General features: G+C 69.5%; 17 protein-coding genes and 4 pseudogenes. 11 read left to right on the forward strand and 10 right to left on the reverse strand.

Going from position 1 to position 17,827, the window contains the following annotated elements; translation table 11 throughout:
- Positions 1–374: 374 nt before the first annotated feature.
- Positions 375–905 carry a chloramphenicol phosphotransferase CPT gene (gene cpt / locus IE318_RS42735; RefSeq protein ID WP_189908245.1) on the forward strand — a complete coding sequence of 177 codons (531 nt, stop codon included), beginning with the start codon at positions 375–377 and terminating at the stop codon, positions 903–905.
- A 45-nt stretch (positions 906–950) separates the two neighbouring features.
- Here the strand turns inward: cpt and IE318_RS42740 are convergent.
- From IE318_RS42740 to IE318_RS42760, 5 genes and pseudogenes are all read right to left on the reverse strand, one after another.
- Positions 951–2,064: pseudogene (locus tag IE318_RS42740) on the reverse strand (IS630 family transposase).
- Positions 2,065–2,330: 266 nt separating this feature from the next.
- Entirely contained in the window at positions 2,331–3,029 is a 699-nt protein-coding gene (locus IE318_RS42745) for a hypothetical protein (RefSeq protein WP_189908246.1), read from the reverse strand.
- A 79-nt stretch (positions 3,030–3,108) separates the two neighbouring features.
- On the reverse strand, positions 3,109–3,402 hold the full coding sequence (locus tag IE318_RS42750) for a hypothetical protein (protein ID WP_189908247.1): 294 nt from the start codon (positions 3,400–3,402) through the stop codon (positions 3,109–3,111).
- A gap of 24 nt (positions 3,403–3,426) precedes the next feature.
- Positions 3,427–3,741, reverse strand: a complete 315-nt coding sequence (locus tag IE318_RS42755; protein WP_189908248.1) for a hypothetical protein — start codon at positions 3,739–3,741, stop codon at positions 3,427–3,429.
- 164 nt (positions 3,742–3,905) lie between these two features.
- A complete protein-coding gene (locus IE318_RS42760; RefSeq protein ID WP_189908249.1) occupies positions 3,906–4,724 on the reverse strand; it encodes an isocitrate lyase/PEP mutase family protein in 819 nt (272 codons plus the stop codon).
- A gap of 81 nt (positions 4,725–4,805) precedes the next feature.
- Between IE318_RS42760 and IE318_RS46795 the strand changes: the two are divergent.
- Positions 4,806–5,200: pseudogene (locus IE318_RS46795) on the forward strand (IS5 family transposase); the annotation flags it as partial.
- A 58-nt stretch (positions 5,201–5,258) separates the two neighbouring features.
- Here the strand turns inward: IE318_RS46795 and IE318_RS42770 are convergent.
- Positions 5,259–6,005 (reverse strand): alpha/beta hydrolase, encoded by a 747-nt coding sequence (locus IE318_RS42770; protein ID WP_189908250.1) that lies wholly within the window; start codon positions 6,003–6,005, stop codon positions 5,259–5,261.
- A 795-nt stretch (positions 6,006–6,800) separates the two neighbouring features.
- On the opposite strand from IE318_RS42770, the gene IE318_RS42775 reads away from it, so the two are divergent.
- Entirely contained in the window at positions 6,801–8,591 is a 1,791-nt protein-coding gene (locus tag IE318_RS42775; protein ID WP_189908251.1) for an IlvD/Edd family dehydratase, read from the forward strand.
- Positions 8,578–9,618 carry a C-terminal binding protein gene (locus IE318_RS42780; protein WP_189908252.1) on the forward strand — a complete coding sequence of 347 codons (1,041 nt, stop codon included), beginning with the start codon at positions 8,578–8,580 and terminating at the stop codon, positions 9,616–9,618. The genes IE318_RS42775 and IE318_RS42780 overlap by 14 nt, the downstream gene beginning before the upstream one ends.
- A 217-nt stretch (positions 9,619–9,835) precedes the next feature.
- On the opposite strand, the gene IE318_RS42785 is transcribed toward IE318_RS42780, so the two are convergent.
- Positions 9,836–10,033 carry a hypothetical protein gene (locus tag IE318_RS42785; protein WP_229904167.1) on the reverse strand — a complete coding sequence of 66 codons (198 nt, stop codon included), beginning with the start codon at positions 10,031–10,033 and terminating at the stop codon, positions 9,836–9,838.
- Between IE318_RS42785 and IE318_RS42790 the strand changes: the two genes are divergently transcribed.
- Both IE318_RS42790 and IE318_RS42795 read left to right on the forward strand, forming a co-directional pair.
- On the forward strand, positions 10,032–10,349 hold the full coding sequence (locus IE318_RS42790) for a hypothetical protein (RefSeq protein WP_189908259.1): 318 nt from the start codon (positions 10,032–10,034) through the stop codon (positions 10,347–10,349). The genes IE318_RS42785 and IE318_RS42790 overlap by 2 nt on opposite strands.
- A 129-nt stretch (positions 10,350–10,478) precedes the next feature.
- Positions 10,479–10,709 (forward strand): annotated as a pseudogene (locus IE318_RS42795) (IS630 family transposase); the annotation flags it as partial.
- A 6-nt stretch (positions 10,710–10,715) separates the two neighbouring features.
- On the opposite strand, the gene IE318_RS42800 reads toward IE318_RS42795, so the two are convergent.
- Positions 10,716–11,186 (reverse strand): GNAT family N-acetyltransferase, encoded by a 471-nt coding sequence (locus tag IE318_RS42800; protein ID WP_189908254.1) that lies wholly within the window; start codon positions 11,184–11,186, stop codon positions 10,716–10,718.
- Between the two features lie 441 nt (positions 11,187–11,627).
- On the opposite strand from IE318_RS42800, the gene IE318_RS42805 reads away from it, so the two are divergent.
- Entirely contained in the window at positions 11,628–12,068 is a 441-nt protein-coding gene (locus tag IE318_RS42805; protein ID WP_030185481.1) for a VOC family protein, read from the forward strand.
- A gap of 689 nt (positions 12,069–12,757) precedes the next feature.
- Here IE318_RS42805 and IE318_RS42810 read toward each other — a convergent pair.
- Positions 12,758–13,552 carry an SDR family NAD(P)-dependent oxidoreductase gene (locus IE318_RS42810; RefSeq protein ID WP_189908255.1) on the reverse strand — a complete coding sequence of 265 codons (795 nt, stop codon included), beginning with the start codon at positions 13,550–13,552 and terminating at the stop codon, positions 12,758–12,760.
- A gap of 705 nt (positions 13,553–14,257) precedes the next feature.
- Here IE318_RS42810 and IE318_RS42815 point away from each other — a divergent pair.
- Positions 14,258–15,112, forward strand: coding sequence for a metalloregulator ArsR/SmtB family transcription factor (locus IE318_RS42815; RefSeq protein WP_189908256.1), 855 nt, complete (start codon positions 14,258–14,260; stop codon positions 15,110–15,112).
- Positions 15,109–15,711 carry a dihydrofolate reductase family protein gene (locus IE318_RS42820; protein ID WP_030185496.1) on the forward strand — a complete coding sequence of 201 codons (603 nt, stop codon included), beginning with the start codon at positions 15,109–15,111 and terminating at the stop codon, positions 15,709–15,711. The genes IE318_RS42815 and IE318_RS42820 overlap by 4 nt, the downstream gene beginning before the upstream one ends.
- Positions 15,712–15,813: 102 nt before the next feature.
- Here IE318_RS42820 and IE318_RS42825 read toward each other — a convergent pair.
- A pseudogene (locus IE318_RS42825) lies at positions 15,814–16,062 on the reverse strand (transposase); the annotation flags it as partial.
- Positions 16,063–16,333: 271 nt separating this feature from the next.
- Here IE318_RS42825 and IE318_RS42830 point away from each other — a divergent pair.
- Positions 16,334–16,648, forward strand: coding sequence for a helix-turn-helix domain-containing protein (locus tag IE318_RS42830; protein ID WP_229904168.1), 315 nt, complete (start codon positions 16,334–16,336; stop codon positions 16,646–16,648).
- On the forward strand, positions 16,645–17,827 hold a 1,183-nt coding region (locus IE318_RS42835), incomplete at its 3' end, for a helix-turn-helix domain-containing protein (protein WP_189908257.1). The genes IE318_RS42830 and IE318_RS42835, both read left to right, overlap by 4 nt.

Consider the following 17,827-nt stretch of genomic DNA (forward strand, 5'->3'; position numbering starts at 1 on the left):
TCATCCCCACGACCACATCAACGAGCGGACAAGCCGACAGTCACATGATCAACAGCCTTTTGTTAGAGCCAGTTAGGGGGTGTTTCGCCGATCATGCCGGGCTCGCGGCGCCTGGTGCCGCACTTCGCGGCGTTGTCGTCGGTCGCCGATGCTCCGCATCGACTCCCTCCTCCGCCTTGCGATGTTCCCCCACTGCCTGAACGGCGTGGGAGGTGCCCCCACCACCAGCCACTGCTCCCTGATCCGGCCTGATCGACGAGAAACCCCCTAGCTAGCGCTCTGACCGGGAAGGTTCACCGGGTTGTGGCGGGTGGTGCAGCGTTCGCGGAAATCCGTTTCGAGCGTTGCTGCGGTGCCTCTACTGTGGCGCGGTGATGACTGAGGTGATCGTTCTCAACGGTGGTTCCAGCTCGGGGAAGTCCGGGATCGTTCGGTGTCTGCAGGCAGTCCTGCCGGATCCGTGGCTGGCCCTGGGGACGGACACGCTGGTTGAGGCCATGCCCGCGTCCATGCAGGCGTCGGATGCGGGGATCGAGTTCGCTCCGGACGGACAGGTGATTGTCGGGCCGGAGTTCCGGACGCTGGAAGCGGCATGGATCGAGGGGGTCGCCGCGATGGCCCGTGCGGGTGCCCGGGTCATCGTTGATGAGGTCTTCCTCGGCGGAGCGGACTCGCAGAAGCGATGGCAGAAGGCTTTGGGTGAACTGCGGGTGCTGTGGGTCGGTGTCCGATGCGACAGTGTGGTGGCCGCAGGCCGTGAGGTCGCACGAGGTGATCGGGTCATCGGCATGGCGGCGTCCCAGGCGGACGTGGTCCACCGGGGCATGGTCTATGACCTGGAGGTGGACACCACGCATGCCGAGTCGATGGAGTGTGCACGGATCATCGCCGCACATGTCAGCTGATCGGCGGCCCGACTGTCTGCCGCTGTGACCGCAGTGCCGGGACGGTCAGGCCGCTGTGGCCAGGGGCCGTCCTCCCCAGCGGATGCCCTTCTCCGCGCGGATCCGGGCGCGTTCGCGTCGTTGGGCTGCCAGCACGTCGGGGTGGCGGGCGTTGGCGTTGCGCCGGCGTAGGTACCGGTGCAGCTCGCGGGTCTGGACGGTGTGCTTGGAGTGGGAATTGGCGAGGGTGAACTGCCGCAGCGGCCCGAAGTGCGCCTCGATGGGGTTGGCACACGAGGCGTTGGTCGGGGTGAAGCACAGCTCGACGTTGTTTTTCTTCGCCCAGCGGCGGATCTTGGCACCTTTGTGGGCGGAGAGGTTGTCCAGGACGATGTAGATCGGGGCGCCGTCGGGACGGGCGGCCCGAATCGACTTCAGGGCTGCGAGGGTGTTGGCCGCGCCTTTGCGGCGGCGGTTGATGCCCCACAGGGTGTCGTCGCCGACGGAGTAGCAGCCATGGAAGTAGGTGACGCCGTGCGTGCGGTGGTAGGTCGCCGGCAGCCGGTCGGGCCGGCCTTGTTCGGCCCAGCAGGTGCCGCCGGTGGGGCGTATGCCCAGCGGGCCGAACTCGTCGAAGGCGAACGTGCGGTCCGGGAAGTGCTCCAGCACGTGCTCGATCCGGTCGAGCTTGGCGTCGCGGTCGGGGTCGGTGGATTCCTTCCACGTCTTGGTGCGCTGGAAGGTGACCCCGCGTCGGGCGAGTAGCGTCCGCAGGGCCTCACGGCCGATGCCGATCACCCTGCCGTGGACTTTGCGCAGGTAGGCGGCGAGTTTGCGGATGGACCAGCGGGTGAAGGGCTGGCCGAGTTTGCGGGGGCGGGTGGTGGCCGTCTGGATGACGAAGTCCTCGTCGTCAGGGCTGGGCAGGCGGGGACGGCCTCCCGCCCACTGAGGGTCCAGGCAGGCCAGACCGATCTCGACCGGTGGATCATGTCGCGGACGGTGTCCTCGTCGGCCTGGACCAGTTGGGCGATCACCGGGACCCGGTTACCTCCGGCCGAGGCCAGGATCATCATCGCCCGCCGGTAACGCACCGTGCTGGTGCTGCCCGGCGCACGATCTGCTGCAGCTTCTGCCCTTCTTGATCGGTCAGCCTGCGGACCTTGACCGGCTCTGCCAGCGCACCTCCACGCATCAGGATGGATATCGTCACATCCAACCGCCCGCAAGGCCCGCACCGCGAACGGCAACCCGGTGAACCTTCCCGGTCAGAGCACTAGCAGGTGTGGGGGCACCCCGAGCAGGGGTGACCCCAGGGCTTCACCCTGATCCCGAAACGCTGCACGGTCGAGCGGACCTACGGCCGGCTCGTGCTCCACCGCCGCCTGGCCCGCGGCACGAAGCGACGGCAGATTCCGGGACGGACCAAGGGGAGACAACGACCTCTCAGTCGTTGTCGTTGTAGAAGGTGATGCCGCGCCAGTTGGTGACGCAGGAACGGCTGAGGAAGATCCAGCCGATCACGCTGTCACGGACGACGACGGCCGGGTTGGAGCCGTTCGTGGTGAAGCGGTACATCACCGTCGAGCCCGGGGTGCCGGCCGGGTCGCGGAGCGAGCCGTCGGCGTAGGTGCTGGTCGTGTAGTAGTTGTAGTACGCCGTACAGGCGGGGTTGACCGTGATCGGTGTGCCGTCCGTGGCGTCATGTGCGGCCGCGTTGAAGTCGTGGCCGAGTGTCCGGCGGTGGGACATGGTGTCCTTCGTGGCGTCGCTGCACGATTCCGCGACGGACGCGGTCGGGCTGGAGCCGAGGGCACCGGGTGGGATCCAGGCGCAGATGTTGTTGTTGCCCAGGCTGCGCCCGTAATGGTAGTTGCTCGGATTCGTCTGGTGGACGTCGAAGGACGAACCGGCCATGGCGGTGCCGACCCAGTAGCCGCATGGCTTGTTCTGCAGCCAGGTACCGGGCGGGATGGTGCCGGAGTTGTTGCACACCGCGGGCTTGGGTGAGTTCGCCTGGACGGTGTACCTGTTCACGTTCGCTTGGGAGGTGGTGGGGAGCAGGCCCACGAGTGCGACCGCGACCGTGAGTACGGTGCCGGTGCGTGCGCGGAGCCGAAGGACCCCGCCTGGCTTCGTCGTCATGCATCTCCTTGTGCGGCGGGCGGATGGCAGGAGGCAACGGCCACGGGGCTTCGGCGGACGGGCTCCCGTTCGGGGTCGGTCAGCAGAACCAGCCGTCCTGGACCCAGCCGTGGCGGTTGATGTCGCCGTAGGCGAAGCCGTAGGCCCAGCCGCTCTGCTTGCTTTCGACCAGAAAGGTCTGGCCGTGGTAGAGCGTGCCCATCCAGGCACCGCCGGGGTCGGTACGGACGTACAGGTCCTGGGCGCAGACGGTTTCCCGGACGCCGATCCTGCCGTCGGCGGCTTGGGAGGTTCCGCTGCTCACGCCGAGCAGCAGCGCGGCGCCGATCGCTGTGGCGAGAGCGCCGGTTCGCAGGGTGCGCGGTGCCGACATGGGGGTTTCCCTTCGGGTCCGGACTCACCAGGAGTCGTAGCCGCCGATGCATTCGATGCGCACGTAACCCCAGTCGTTGGGGCCGAAGTCGAAGGTGGCCGCCCAACCGTTGTAGACGGGGTGGACGCCGGGGGTGTGGCCCACCTTGTCCCCGTAGTAGAGGGTGCGAAGGTAGCCGCTGGGGCCGGTGGAGCTGTTGTAGTTGGCGTAGAAGCTGGCGCTCTGGCACACGATGACCGCGTGCTCGGGAACCACGGCCGCCTGCGCGGGGGATTGCAGAACCGCTGCCGTGGCCACCACGGCCGCAGTCGCGGCAAGCGCCCTCTTGACATACCTCATCGCTCATCGCCTCCTTCCGGGGGTGACGACCGCTATCGGGTCAACGCGCGTAAACGGTAGCGAGGACTTGTCATGTACTCAACCTTCGGCGCGTACTTCAGGGCGCCGCGCGCCGTGCCGTTGCTTGGCCCCGCAGGCCGCCCTCGGTATGTCGAGCCTTACGGTCAGCGCGGGCCCAGGAACAGGTCGTTGAGCTCGGGGAAGGGAATGGCATCGGTGAGGGGGTGGTAGTCGCCGGTGTCGTACAGCTGCTGCGCGGCGCGGCGGGTGGCGGTGTAGGCGGTCTGGGCGACGCCCGAGCCGAGGCTGACGCGGGCGACGCCGAGCGCGCCCAGCTCGGCGACGGCGGGTACTCCGGGGCCGGCCATGACATTCAGCGGCACGGAGATGCCCTCGGCCAGTTCCGCGATGGTGGCGGGGTCGGTGACGCCGGGGACGAAGATGCCGTCGGCGCCGGCGTCCATGTACCCGTGCGCCCGCTCCAGGGTGTCCTTCAGCCGGGTGGCGGGGTCGCCGAGGCCGAACAGGTAGGTGTCGATACGGGCATTGAGGAAGAGGAGCGCGCCCGCTCGTTCCGCCGCGGCCCGGGCCGCCGTGAGCCGCGCCCCGAGTTCGGCCGGAGGCCGGGTGCCGTCCTCGATGTTGACGCCCACGGCACCTGCTTCCAGCACCCGTGCAACGGTCTCGGCGACGCCGGCCGCGTCCTGTCCGTATCCGCCCTCGATATCGGCGGTGACCGGTATGCCGACCGCCGCGACGATACGGGCGATCAGGTCCACCACCTGGTCGGGAGGGACGGTCTCCCTGTCCGGACGGCCGAGCGACCAGGCGATCCCGGCGCTGGTGGTGGCGATCGCGGGTGCCCCCGCGGCCTCGATGACACGGGCACTGGCCACGTCCCAGGCGTTGGCCAGCGCGAGGGGGCGTGCAGGGGTGTGGAGGGAGCGGAAGAGCAAGGCTTTGTCCGTATGCGCTGTGACCATGCGGTCAGCCAACCAACACCCCCGGCCTCCTGTCCGGCGGGAATCCGACACCATCGTCGCCCCAGCCCTGGCCGGCAGCCGGATCGGATGTCGACGAAGGCCTTCACCAGCGTCCCGGCCGCCGGCAGGGCACGGATACGGCGAAGAAGATCGTGGGCCGCAAGCGGAGCGTCGTCACCGACACCCTCGCACTGCTGCTCGCGGTGCTGCTCGCGGCGCTGGTCACGGCCGCGAGCCTGCAGGACTCCGTCGCCGGCATGCGCACGGTCGACCAGGTCGCCGCGCCCACCCCCACCATCCGCAAGGTCTGGGCCGACGGAGGTTGGCCGCCGGCACCTCGTCGAACACGCACCGCCTGGCCGGGCATCCACATGGAATGCGCCCGACACACTTCCGGAACCAGGGGCTTCGGACAGCGTGGGCCCCTGCCGAGCCGGCAGGGGCCCACGGCATGGACAGCAGAGGAACGCCGGGGCCTGCCCTCGACGAGCAGCATCACGGCTTACCGTCTGCTGAGGGCCTGGCGGTCCGGCCTCACCTCAGGTGCCGGGTGAAGAACTGGGCCGCGGCGTCCCCCGCGAACTGCGGGACGCCGGTGTGCCCGCCCATATTGGCGTGCAGGGTCTTCTCCTTGGAGCCGAAGGCGTCGAACAGGTCCAGGGCCGCCTGCCGGTCGTTTCCTTCGTCGTCCCACTGCAGCAGGACGTGCAGCGGAATGGTGACCTGGCGGGCCTCCTCGAACATGGCGCGAGGCACGAGACTGCCGGCGAAGAGACCAGCGGCCACGATGCGCGGCTCGACCACCGCAAGGCGAATGCCGATGGAGATCACTCCCCCTGAGTACCCGACCGGGCCGCCGATCTCGGGCAGCGGCAGGAGGGCGTCGAGGGCGGCCTGCCATTCCGGGACCGACTTGTCGACGAGCGGGAGGATGAGGGCGTCGATGATCTCGTCGCTGACCGGCTCGCCGGCTTCCCTGGCCCGGCGGAGGTCGGCGCGGGCCTGCTCGATGGCGGCCCAACGGGGCCGGTCACCGCTCCCGGGAAGCTCGATGGTGGCCGTGGCGAAGCCATCCGCCGCGGCGTGCCGGGCTCGCGCCACCAGCCGGGGGTACATCTTGTGCAGTCCAAGTGTGGGGTGGCCGAGCAGGATGAGCGGCGCCGGTGCGGATACGGATGCGGATGTGGGCGTCCACAGGATGCCGGGGATCTCGCCGAGGGTGAATTTGCGTTCGAGGACGCCGTCGTCGAGGCGCTGTTCGGACGTGAAGTGAAGGGCCATGGTCGTGTCTTTCGGGAGTGCTGTTGAACGGCGCTCCCGGACGACCTATCGCCCGACCGTGACCCCGCAGGAGAGCACCCATGTCGATACGTTCATGGGTACCACCTCCTCGTTTCTCGCACGGCCTCCGCGAAGGTAGCAGCGGCCGCCGTGGTGTGCCAGCCGGTTTTTGCGTGGGCTCCGTGGCTGGATGCCTGGAGCGTGTGTCTTTGATGCGCTGGTCGGTTGATCGGATGTGTCTGTTCGGCTGCTGATCACTGATGCGGTGTGGGCCCGGATCGAGCCGTTGGCCTTCGTGCCTGTGCTCCCTTGGCCGGGCAGGTCGCGTGTGGAGGAGTCGCCTCTGGCCGTGCAGTGCACCGGGCCGGACCGCCTCTCCGCACGGGAGCCGGCGTAGCAGCGGTGCCGGGTGGGTGGGGCCGTTTTGCGTGGCCAGCCGGCCGAGCTGCTCTGGGCGTGCGTGCAAAGGATGTGTCGAGCGGCGGGACCCGCTTCGTCTGGACCTCCCAGGCTGCGCGCGCGGCATGTTTCCGACGAAGCTGGAGGTGATGCCGCCCTGTGCGATGGCCGGCAGCGCCTGAACCGCTCGCCACCGTCGAGCCGAGGAGGATCCGTGGCTGTCCAGCACCAGACGACAGGACGCTTCATGGCCGGAGCGGACGGGCCGGACTCGTCGAAGAGGCCGACGGGGGAGGCGGCAGCCGGCCGGCCTGGGCAGTGCGCAGGCCTTCTCACGGGGCACCGCGATGCCCGGCGTCGGGGCGAAAGCCCGGACTGCTCGGCCAGGAGCTGACCATGTCAGCGACGAAGGGAACCGCGGGGGAGCTGCGTAGCCAGGCCTGGTGGGCGAACGCGGAGAATCCGGAGATGACGGCTCTGTACCTCGAACGGTTTCTGAACTTCGGTCTCACGCGGGCAGAGCTGCAGTCCGGCCGGCCGATCATCGGCATCGCCCAGACAGGTAATGATCTGGTTCCCTGCAACCGGCACCATCTCGCCCTCGCCGACCGGGTCAAGGCCGGGGTCCGCGACGGTGGTGGCATTCCGTTCGAGTTCCCCGTCCACCCGTTGCAGGAGACCGGAAAGCGCCCCACCGCGGCGCTGGACCGCAACCTGGCCTATCTCGGCCTGGTCGAGGTGCTCTACGGGTATCCGCTTGACGGAGTGGTCCTGACGACGGGCTGCGACAAGACCACACCCGCGTGTCTGACCGCGGCGGCGACAGTGAACATCCCGGCGATCGTCCTGTCCGGCGGCCCTATGCTCAACGGCTACCACCGCGGCATGCGGACGGGCTCGGGGCTGGTGATCTGGCAGTCGAAGCGGCTGCTCGCCAGTGGAGAGATCGACCACGACGAATACCTGGCACGGGTGACCGCCTCCGCGCCCAGCATCGGGCACTGCAACACGATGGGCACCGCGCTGTCGATGAACAGTCTGGCCGAGGCCCTGGGAATGTCCCTGCCCGGCTGCGCGTCGATCCCGGCGCCCTACAGCGAGCGGGCGCAGATGGCCTACGAGACAGGCCGCCGGGCGGTGACCTTGGTGCGAGAGGATCTGACCCCCCGCAAGGTCATGACCCGGCAGGCCTTCGAGAACGCGATCGTCGTCGCATCGGCCATCGCCGCCTCGACCAACGTGCCGATCCACATCAACGCCATCGCACGTCACGTCGGGGTGGATCTCACCAACCAGGACTGGCAGCGCGTCGGACGCGACATTCCGGTGCTGGTGAACCTCGCTCCCGCGGGGGAGTTCCTCGGCGAGGACTTCCACCGCGCCGGCGGTGTCCCTGCGGTCATGCGGGCATTGCTGGAAGCGGGGCACCTGCACGGTGATGCCGTGACGGTCTCGGGCCGTACGGTGGCCCAGAACCTGGAGGATGTCCCGCCTGCCGACCCGGCGGTCATCCGCCCCTGCGAGGACCCGGTCACCGCGCACGGCGGACTGCTCGTCATGACGGGGAACCTGTTCGACTCCGCGATCATGAAAATGTCGGTCATCACGGACGCCTTTCGGGCCCGTTGCTCGCCGCATTCCGACGATCCGTCGGTGTTCGATTTCCGTGCCGTCGTCTTCGACGGGCCGGAGGACTACCACGCTCGTATCGAGGACCCGGCGCTCGGCATCGACCAGGACTGCATTCTCGTCATCCGCTACACCGGGCCGGTCGGATATCCCGGCTCGGCCGAGGTCGTGAACATGGAGCTTCCTCCGGCGCTGGTCCAGCGAGGCATCATGGCGCTGCCGACGCTCGGTGACGGCCGGCAGAGCGGTACGTCGGACGCACCGTCCATCCTCAACGCCAGCCCCGAGGCCGCGGTCGGCGGCAATCTTGCCATCCTGCGCACCGGCGACCGGATCCGTGTCGACCTGGACAACGCACGCGTCGACGTCCTGCTGCCGGACGAGGAGATCGCCGAGCGCCTGGCCCGCTACACACCCCCGGTACTGGAGCACCAGACGCCGTGGCAGGAGATCTACCGTTCCACGGTCGGCCAGCTGGACCGCGGGGGCTGCCTGGAGCTCGCGGTGTCGTACCAGGATCTCGTTCACACCAAGGGGATTCCTCGTGACTCGCATTGACTCCAGCGAAACGATTCTGATCGCCGACTTCGACTTCGGTGAGGTGGACATCGAACGCGCGGTCGTCGAAGGTGCCGGACTCCGGCTCGTTGCCGCGCAGTGCAAGAACGAGGACGAGGTGATCGAAGCGGGACGAGAGGCCGGCGGCGTCCTGACCCAGTACGCGCACGTCGGTTCCCGCGCCATCGAGGCGTTGACCCGCTGCCGGGTGATCGCCCGCTACGGCACGGGCGTGGACATCGTCGACGTCGATGCCGCGACCCGACACGGAATCCAGGTCACCAACGCACCGAGCGAATGGTGCGCCGAAGAGGTCGCCGATCACGCCGTCGCGCTCTGGCTCGCGGCCGCCCGCAAGATCTGCCGGTACGACCGGGCGACCCGGCAGGGCGAATGGCACTGGCAGACCGGAGCACCCATCCACAGACTGAGGGGACAGGTGCTGGGCCTGCTGTCCTTCGGTTCCATCGCACGGCTCATCGCCGAACGCGCGAAAGCGTTCGGTGCCGAGGTCTGGGCACATGACCCGTTTCTCGACCAGTCCGAGATCCGGGCATCCCAGGTCCGGCCGGTGTCCTTCGACGACTTGGTGGAAGGCGCCGACTACGTGGTGGTCCAAGCGCCGCTCACCCCGCAGACGCACCACACCTTCGACCGTGCGACACTCCGCCGGATGAAGCCGACCGCCATCCTCGTCAACACCGCGCGCGGGCCCATCGTGGAGGACGCGGCGCTCCATCAGGCGCTCACCGAAGGATGGATCGCCGGCGCGGCGCTGGACGACCTCGAGGAGGAACCCGCGAAACAACGCGGATGGCGCCCGAGCAACCCACTTTTCGCACTGCCCAACGTGATCGTCACACCTCACGCCGCCTACTACTCCGAGGAAGCCATGCGGACGGTACGGACCATCGCCGCCGAAGAGGCCGTACGGATTCTGACCGGGCAGCCGGCGCGATTCCCGGTCAACGACCTTACGGCCGGCTCCCACCCGCACCGGGACGGCTCTCCCCCTCACGGGTCCTGATCATCCTGGCCCTCCCCGCAGGGGCGAAGGGCCGTTTCAAGCCTCAGCTTGTCCATTAAGAAGCGACGCCCCGCCCCACTCCTCGCCCTGCAGGGGGAACCACAGACCGGGGCAGCTCATTGACGGCTCGTCACCCTGCGCCGTCCATTGGCCGACCCCACACCGCAGCCGACAGGAAATGCCCGCGAGCGGCCCTTCCGAAGCGCCGGGCCGTACCTCACCCGGCGGGTTTGATGCGGAGGACGGCGGCCGCATCCAGGATGTCGACGACCTTCAGGCTCATGGCGTCGTTGATGGTCGTAGCGGGTCCCTCGCCGCAGCTGAAGCCGACACCGCCTTCACCCTCCGACGACACGCCGCCGCCACCGGAACAGCCGGAAATGCTGTAACCCGACCCTGTCAGCCGGGCGGTCATGTCCACCCTTCCGCCGGCGATCGCCGTCACCTTGATCGGCCCGAGGCCGTACCTTTCCGGAACCGTCACGACGTCTCCCACGGCGACCTTGATTTCGCACGTCCCGTCAGCACACGGCCCGGTCGGCGAGGGCGACGGCGTGGTCGTCCGTGGGGGATCGGACGCCGACCTGGATCCGGACCCGCTGGGCCGGCCCTCGGCGGGGGACCCGTCCGAAGAACCCGAGGAACACGACGTGAGAACGGCGAACACACAAGCGACGACAACGGTGATGGCGGTGGATGACGTTCTTCTGCGCATCATGATTGCCCATTGAACTCCCGCGACCCGCCGCCCGGGCAAGTGCGCCCCAAGACGTCCCGGAGACGTGCGCCACCGCGCTGCGAGCAAGCCACCCTGCGCCGCCGGCCACGCGCGCCCGGCTCCGTCCCGGCGGACAGGACCCTGGGCGAACCCGGTCGAGGCGCACTTCGGAAAGCTGAGGCAGTTCACCATCGCCGACTCCAACCCTCCCAACGACACGGTGCGGAACCGGGCCCTGCACGCGTGCCTGCGATGGCGCAACGCCGACGCCCGCCACCGCGACGTCCTGGCCGCTGAACGCCGTGAACGCGCCCGCATCCGCAGTGAGAAGGGCATCCGCCGGGGTGGGCGACAACTCGCCCAGGCGGCGTGAGCATCCTCAGGGCTCTTGCTCCCCAGGGCACCATACGTACCGGATGTCCGGCTCGCGTTCCTCGTTGCGGTGCCCATCGGTGGACTCGGCAGCGATGAAGCCGTGCCGCTCATAGAAGCGGCGCGCCGACACATTGACCTGGAACGTCCACAGTGCCAACCCGGCAGGGCGACGCTGCTTTGCCAGGCGCACGAGGCGGCCGCCGATGCCCTGGCCCTGCCAGTCCGGATCGAGATAGAGCTGATCCAGGTCTTCACCGTCCAGCACCATCATCCCGACCACCGACCCATCGACCGTCGCCACCCACGTCTCCTGGCCCGGCACGACCACCTCCCGGAACCAGGACCGGACCTGGTCGTCCGTATGAGCCCGGCGCACAGCCGGAAGCGCCGCCGCGAAGGAACGCAGCCACACATCAGCCACCGCAGCAGCGTCGGCGGCGACCGCGCGCCGGACGACAGAGTTGTTGATCTCCACAGTGACGCATGCTCGCAGACACACGATGCGGCTGCATCCGGCTTCTCCGCGACGCTCGAACCAAAACGGAACCAGGTGAACCTGTGCGGAGGGCGAGCGGCACGGGGAACTCCATCCGCCAGGGAAGGCCCGGCACCGTGAATTGATCGGGGAGGCGCAAGGCTCGAGCGCGCACGCTGCGGATCGGCGAGGAAGCATTGAAGCGTGGGGACGGCACGCTGTGGCTGATCGTTCTTATAGGAGCGTTATGGGAGCGGTCACCTGCGCCGTCCTCACCCTCGGTGGTGGCGCCTGGCTTGCGGGTCTGTTGCCGCGGTGCTGAGGCGCGATCCAGATTTTTCGGAGTTCGGTGGTCTGCGGATGTCGAGAACGTGCCACCGGCTCCGTCCCAGGGACATCAGCGGCCACCACCGGCCGCACGAGGAAGAAAGAGAAACCAGCATGGCGATTCAGCGGATGGACAATGTCGGCATCGTCGTCGAGGACCTGGATGCCGCCATCGCGTTCTTCGTGGAACTCGGTATGGAGCTGGAAGGCAGGGCGGAGGTCGAGGGCCTCTTCGCCGACCAGTGCACCGGACTCGACGGCGTCCGCTGTGACATCGCGATGGTCCGGACCCCGGATGGTCACAGCCGGCTCGAGCTGGCGAAGTACCGCAGCCCCGCGGTGATCAGCGCCGGGCCGCGCAACCGGCCGCACAACATTCTGGGCACGCACCGCGTCATGTTCGCCGTCGACGACATCGAGGACACCGTTGCCCGCCTGCGCCCTCACGGCGCCGAACTCGTCGGTGAGATCGCCCGGTTCGAGGACAGCTATCTGCTCTGCTACCTCCGCGGCCCGGAGGGCATCATCGTCGGACTGGCCGAGCAGCTGCGCTGAGAAGGAGGAACCGAACCATGCAGCCGAACGAGATCATCGAGGTTGTGAACCGCCCGGTCAGCCAAGAGCTGCTGCTGCCCGGAGCCGTCCCTCACCCGGTCGGTCCGACCGGGTGAGGGAGTGCGGCCTGGCCTGTATGAGGGAGAGCGGGCTCAGGCTGCTGACACGTTGTGCGCTTCGTGTCACGGCGCTAACGCGTTTGCCGCTTGCCATGACACGGCTGCGTCACTTCTCAGCGGCGGTTCTCCCGCTGACGCGGGAGGACACCGGGGAGAGTTGACGACTCAGGCCTGTCGGCCACCGGTCGGTGTCCGAGGTCTGCACGGGCGGCTACAAGAGCATTGCGGTGCTCGCGGCCAAGGTGTTGACCGGCGCCGCGGCCCGACCACCCGGCCTACGGGCCGGCCGGGCGGTACGCCCGCCACCGCCCCCGGCCATGAAGACCGCGGCGTCGACGGCTGACCTGGCCGCGCCCGGGCGGGCATGGCGGCGCACTGATATGCGACGGCTGGGGCTGTAACCCCTGCCGCCTGGGCCATTGACCCGCACGCCAAGGCTGGGCTCACTTGGCCGCGCAACGCTGTGACCAGCTGTGTCGGCCCTGTGGTGGGGGTGGCGCGCGGCTCCCGAGCCAGGGTGGGCAGGTCCTGGCACTGGGCTGGGCGGGGATGCAGTCGGTCGGCGACGGCTCAGGGGAGGATGGAGTCGACGTAGCCGCCGTCGACGCGCAGGGCGCCGCCGGTGGTGGCGGAGGCGAGGGGCGAGGCGAGGTAGACGACCATGTGGGCGATCTCCTCGGGCTCGATGAGGCGCTGCAGCAGGGACTGGGGACGGTACTTGACCATGAACTCGTGCTGCGCGTCGTCCCAGGGCAGCTTGTTGCCGACGAGTTCGCGGACGAACTCCTCGACTCCGCCGGTGTGGGTCGGCCCGGCGATGACGGAGTTGACGGTGACGCCGGTGCCGGCGGCGTCCTTGGCGAACCCGCGGCTGACGGCGAGCAGCGAGGTCTTCGTCATGCCGTAGTGGATCATTTCGGCGGGGATGACCACCGCCGAGTCGCTGGCGAGGTTGAGGATCCGTCCCCAGCCGCGTTCCTTCATGCCGGGCAGGTATGCGCGGATGAGCCGGACGGCGGACAGGACGTTGACTTCGAAGTAGCGGCGCCATTCGGCGTCGTCGATCTCCAGCGCAGCGGCGGTGCCGAAGATGCCGAGGTTGTTGACGAGGATGTCCACCGTGGGCACGGCCTTCAGTACGGCGGCGCTGCCCTGTTCGGCCGCCAGGTCGCCCACGGCGCCGGTGACGTCGTCGCTGCCGGAGTCGGCACGCACGGTGCGGACGCCGTCCGCGACGCGCTCTTCACCGCGCCCGTTGACGACGACGCGGGCTCCCGCGCGGGCGAGGCCGGTGGCGATGGCGAGGCCGATGCCCTGGGTGGAGCCGGTGACCAGAGCGGTGCGGCCGGAGAGATCGATCTGCATGATGGGTTCTTCTCGTCGAGGCGGTGGCGCTGCTGCGGCGTACCGGGTGCGGCCCGTCCTGCCGGACGTGACGGGCGCTTCGGGGTCTTCGGGGTCAGTTGAGAGTGTCGGGGTCCGGGCCGATGTTCCCAGCCTGCAGGTGCCGGCACAGCACGACCTGTACCGGGGTTACGCCATGCGCCTCAGTGATGTCCCACGAACGCCCCGTTGCCGTGCTGTGCGGGCCGGTGTGCGGCCAGCCGATGCCTCGGAACGAGCGAAGCAGCGGGCTGGAGTTGAGTGTCGTGGTCCCTTGCGCTGACAGGACGCATGGCCGGGGCGGCCCCCACGCTCCCGCTGACACCGCCCAACTCCTGCCCCTGCTCGATAAGATCCCGCCCGCGTCAGCGGGAGTGTCGGCCGGCCCCGACACCGGCCCGGCGCACTGCTCGCCGACCGCGGCTACGACCACCACAGGTACCGGCGCCTGCTGTGGGCCCGGGGCATTCGCCCAGTCATCGCCGAACGGCGCCGACCGCACGGCTCCAGCCTGGGCATCTTCCGGTACCTCGCCGAAAGAACGATCGCCCGGCTGCACGGCTTGCGCCGCCTGCGCATCCGATGGGGGCGACGCGACGACATACACGAAGCCTTCCTCGGCCTCGCCACCTGCCTTGCCAAGTTATTCCTTGACACGAATATTCGTCATCAGGAATACTCATGGTCATGGACGCACTCCTCGCCGCACTGGCCGACCCGGCCCGTTGGCGGCTCGTCAACCTGCTGGCCGAACGGCCCCGCGCGGTCGGCGTGCTCGCCCAGCTCGCCGAGGCGCGCCAGCCGCAGACGACCAAGCACCTGCAGACCCTTGAACGCGCCGGTGTCGTGACCTCCCAGCGCACCGGCCAGCGCCGCATCTACGCACTCCGGCCCGGCCCCCTGCGGGACCTGGCGGCCGCGCTCAGCCGTATCGCCGACACCGCAGAGCAGGTCAGCGGCCCGCACGCGACGTACGACCGCTACGAGCGCGGCCTCCGCGCGGAGCGGCTCGCCGCGAAGGATGCGGGATGGGCCGACGACCGCTCGTTCACGTTCCACCGGTCGCTGACGGGGCGCCCCGAGTTGGTCTGGCGCCACCTGACCGAGGCCGTCCTGCTCGCGCACTGGTGGACTCCCCAGGACCTCCGCGTCTCCGAGCTCGTCTTCGAGGCGCGACCCGGTGGGCGGATCGTCCAGGAGTACCGCGACGCCGAAGACGCCGATGGTTCCGACCTGGTCGCCGGCCGCGCGGAGGGAGTCGTCGACGACGTACGCCCCGGCGAGCGCCTCGCCTACCGGCTCTCCCCGCTGCTTCCTGACGGCCGCCTCGCCTTCACCGCTCACGTCGACATGAGCCTCGGGCCCACCGACACGGGATCAGACCTCGACGTCCGCTGGCGCATCACGGACAGCACGATCGACTCCGCGGACTTCATCGCAGGCATCGAGATCGGCGTCGGCCAGAGCCTGGACAAGCTCGCGGCGACCCTCGCCGCGGACTCGCACGACACCGACAGCACCGACATAAGGAGCATGAAATGACAGAGCAGACCGCCGGCCGCAGAGTCGTCACCAACCTGGCCCTCTCCCTCGACGGCCACTACGCCGCGCCGGACAACCCGCTGGACATGAGCTGGGTGATGCCGTACGCCGTCTCAGACGTCGCCCGCGACCACCTGACGAGCCTCTGGGAGCCGGCCACGACGGCCCTGCTCGGGCGGGTCAACGCCGAGGGATTCCTCGGTTTCTGGCCCACCGTCATCGGTATGGAGGGCGCCGACCCGCGCGACGAGGGCTTCGCGAGGTGGCTCGTCGACACCGACAAGGTGGTTCTCTCCTCGACCCTCGACCAGGCGCCGTGGGAGCGGGCGACGATCGTCGACAAGCCGGCCGCCGAGGTGGTCGGGGACCTGAAGGCAACCGAAGGCGGTGACATTCTCGTGCTCTCCAGCGCGAGCGTCATCAAGGCGCTGCTGGCGAGCGACAAGGTCGACCGGCTGGCGCTCACGATCTTCCCGGTCTTCCTCGGCGGCGGGCCCCGCCTCTTCGACGACGGTCTGCCCGCAGGGCAGTGGACACTCGTCAGTCAGGCCGCGGGGGAGCACGGCACGCTGGCCCTCGTCTACGACCGGGTCCGCTGAGCCGGCCGATCAGCTCCGCAGACGAGGTTCCACCTCGGAGCCGGTGCTCCGCCCTGCGGTCCGTTCCTTCACACAGTGGGTGGGGCCCGGAGGTCCGTCATGCCGGTAGCAGAGCAGAGCGCCGGCGAGGCCGACGAAAGCGAGGAAGTGCTCGGTCTTGCGCTCGTAGCGGCGGTGCAGGCGGCGGCAGCCGCCCAGCCACGAAGGTGTGCGTTCGATGACCCAACGGTGCCGGCCCAGGCGGCCGGAGCTCTCCTTGCCGCGGCGTGCGATGCGCGGCACGGTCTGCCGACGACGCAGCCGGCTCCGTAAGTGGTCGAAGCCGTAGCCCTTGTCTGCGTGGAGCTTGGCGGCACCAGTGCCTGACCGTCGTGCAGGTCACGAGGTCGAGCGGCTGACCGGCGGCGTGTACCAGCCGCCGGACTTCCCGCCGTCAGGAAGGACCTGACGGCCGCTTTGCCCGGCCTCGTCGGCCTGGTGCACGAGCAGCTCACCGCCCCCGTCTCCGAGCTGGACGGCCCGGTCCCGCACGGTGCGGCCGGACGTCGCACAGCCCGCCACCCCCACGACCTATCATGCGAGATCCGCATGAATCATGAGTGTCTGCTGCTAAGTTTTCACCATGCGCATGAGTCTGGATGAGCGGGTACGGTCCTCCGTGGCCGCGCTCCTGCACGCGACCGGCGAGTCGCAGACCGACCTCGCCGCGGCCCTGGGAGTGAGCCAAGCCCAGGTGAGCCGCCGGCAGTCCGGCACAGCCGCATGGAGCCTGGCCGACTGCGACGCGGTCGCCGCGCACTACGGCATCGACGTCCTCGAACTCCTGGCGGGACCCACCCGGGCCTCGGAGGCGCTGCCCGCACAACGCCGTCGCGGCCATGCCCGCCACGTCAGCACCGCACGCGCTGCGGCCGCAGGAGGCGGGGGAGCTCGATGACGGACTTCGACGCGATCGACGCTCTGCTCGCCGGGGCCAAGAAGGAGGTCCCGCTGCCGCCCGCCGAGGAGCGGCGCGCCCTGCGCGACGGCCTGAGCCTTTCGCGCGCCCAGCTCGCGCAGGCCTTGAACGTCAGCCCGTCCACGGTCGGGGGCTGGGAGTCCGGACGGGACCCGAGCGGTGAAGTACGGGAGAAGTACGCGTACTTCCTCGAAGGAGCCCGGGCCAAAATGGCTGCCGCCGCGGCCGAGGAGGCCTGGGACGAGGAGACCCCGGACGAGGAGGGCGCGGCCGAGGAGGGCGTGGACGACACCCCGGCCCGGACCGTCAGCGTTGAGCAGGAGCCAGGTCCGGCCGACGCTGACGACGTTGAGGCCCTGCCCGCGCCCCAGCCCTGTGTGCTGTGCGGACAGCCCGCCTCCCACCAGGTCGCCGGATTCCCGCAGCACCTGGACCCCGCCGACTGCGGCACGGCCGAGCGCACACACACGCGCGAGCCCGCACCGCCGCAGAGGCCTGCTCCGCACACGGAGCCCGGCCGGACGGCGCCCGCCGGCAGGCAGGACCAGGAGGCCCGCGGGCTCAGGGTCGTGCCCGCCGGCCGCCGCCTGAAGACCGCCGACACCCCGGACCCGATCGGCTCCGCCGTCACCGCCGCCCTCGCCGCCCACTGCGGCGACATCGAAGCGGCGACCGCGGCACTGGTGAAGCGGGCCATCCCGGACGCGATGGCGCTGCTGGACGAGACCCGCAAGGGCGGCCGGTACGACATCGTCGCCCACCCCTGGCTGCCCGACATCCTGCGCAAGCAGACCGCGCGCGGCGCCGACCGGATCTGGGAGGCCCGTCCCAAGTGGTCGCGCTCCCAACTGCCTCCGGGCGAGCACGAAGTGACCGCGCTCGACGTCAACGGCGCCTACCTGTCCGCCCTCAAGACCCACCTCCCGATCGGCCAACTGGAACACTCCGCCGGCAACCACCACGACCGCCGGCGTGCCGGCGTCCACCTGATCACCCCGCCCGACTGGGAACACGACGCCTACCTGCCCAACCCGATCGGCAGCCGTGACGAGCCCGGCCCGCTGTGGGTGACCGAGCCGACCCTGCGCCTGCTGCTGCGTCTGGCGGGCCCGAAGTACGCCCTGTGCGACCCCCCGCAGATCCACGAGTCCTGGACGT

Origin of the sequence: Streptomyces spiralis, assembly GCF_014654675.1 — a bacterium.
GTDB classification, from domain to species: domain Bacteria; phylum Actinomycetota; class Actinomycetes; order Streptomycetales; family Streptomycetaceae; genus Streptomyces; species Streptomyces spiralis.

Excerpts from the sequence above, each read along its gene's own strand:
- IE318_RS42750 (WP_189908247.1), bottom strand. The coding sequence starts at position 3,402 with ATGTCGGCACCGCGCACCCTGCGAACCGGCGCTCTCGCCACAGCGATC.
- IE318_RS42805 (WP_030185481.1), top strand. The coding sequence starts at position 11,628 with ATGGCGATTCAGCGGATGGACAATGTCGGCATCGTCGTCGAGGACCTG.
- IE318_RS42775 (WP_189908251.1), top strand. The coding sequence starts at position 6,801 with ATGTCAGCGACGAAGGGAACCGCGGGGGAGCTGCGTAGCCAGGCCTGG.
- IE318_RS42755 (WP_189908248.1), bottom strand. The coding sequence starts at position 3,741 with ATGAGGTATGTCAAGAGGGCGCTTGCCGCGACTGCGGCCGTGGTGGCC.
- IE318_RS42745 (WP_189908246.1), bottom strand. The coding sequence starts at position 3,029 with ATGACGACGAAGCCAGGCGGGGTCCTTCGGCTCCGCGCACGCACCGGC.
- IE318_RS42815 (WP_189908256.1), top strand. The coding sequence starts at position 14,258 with ATGGACGCACTCCTCGCCGCACTGGCCGACCCGGCCCGTTGGCGGCTC.
- IE318_RS42760 (WP_189908249.1), bottom strand. The coding sequence starts at position 4,724 with ATGGTCACAGCGCATACGGACAAAGCCTTGCTCTTCCGCTCCCTCCAC.
- IE318_RS42770 (WP_189908250.1), bottom strand. The coding sequence starts at position 6,005 with ATGGCCCTTCACTTCACGTCCGAACAGCGCCTCGACGACGGCGTCCTC.
- IE318_RS42810 (WP_189908255.1), bottom strand. The coding sequence starts at position 13,552 with ATGCAGATCGATCTCTCCGGCCGCACCGCTCTGGTCACCGGCTCCACC.
- cpt (WP_189908245.1), top strand. The coding sequence starts at position 375 with ATGACTGAGGTGATCGTTCTCAACGGTGGTTCCAGCTCGGGGAAGTCC.
- IE318_RS42830 (WP_229904168.1), top strand. The coding sequence starts at position 16,334 with ATGCGCATGAGTCTGGATGAGCGGGTACGGTCCTCCGTGGCCGCGCTC.
- IE318_RS42785 (WP_229904167.1), bottom strand. The coding sequence starts at position 10,033 with ATGACCGCCCGGCTGACAGGGTCGGGTTACAGCATTTCCGGCTGTTCC.
- IE318_RS42820 (WP_030185496.1), top strand. The coding sequence starts at position 15,109 with ATGACAGAGCAGACCGCCGGCCGCAGAGTCGTCACCAACCTGGCCCTC.
- IE318_RS42790 (WP_189908259.1), top strand. The coding sequence starts at position 10,032 with ATGTCCACCCTTCCGCCGGCGATCGCCGTCACCTTGATCGGCCCGAGG.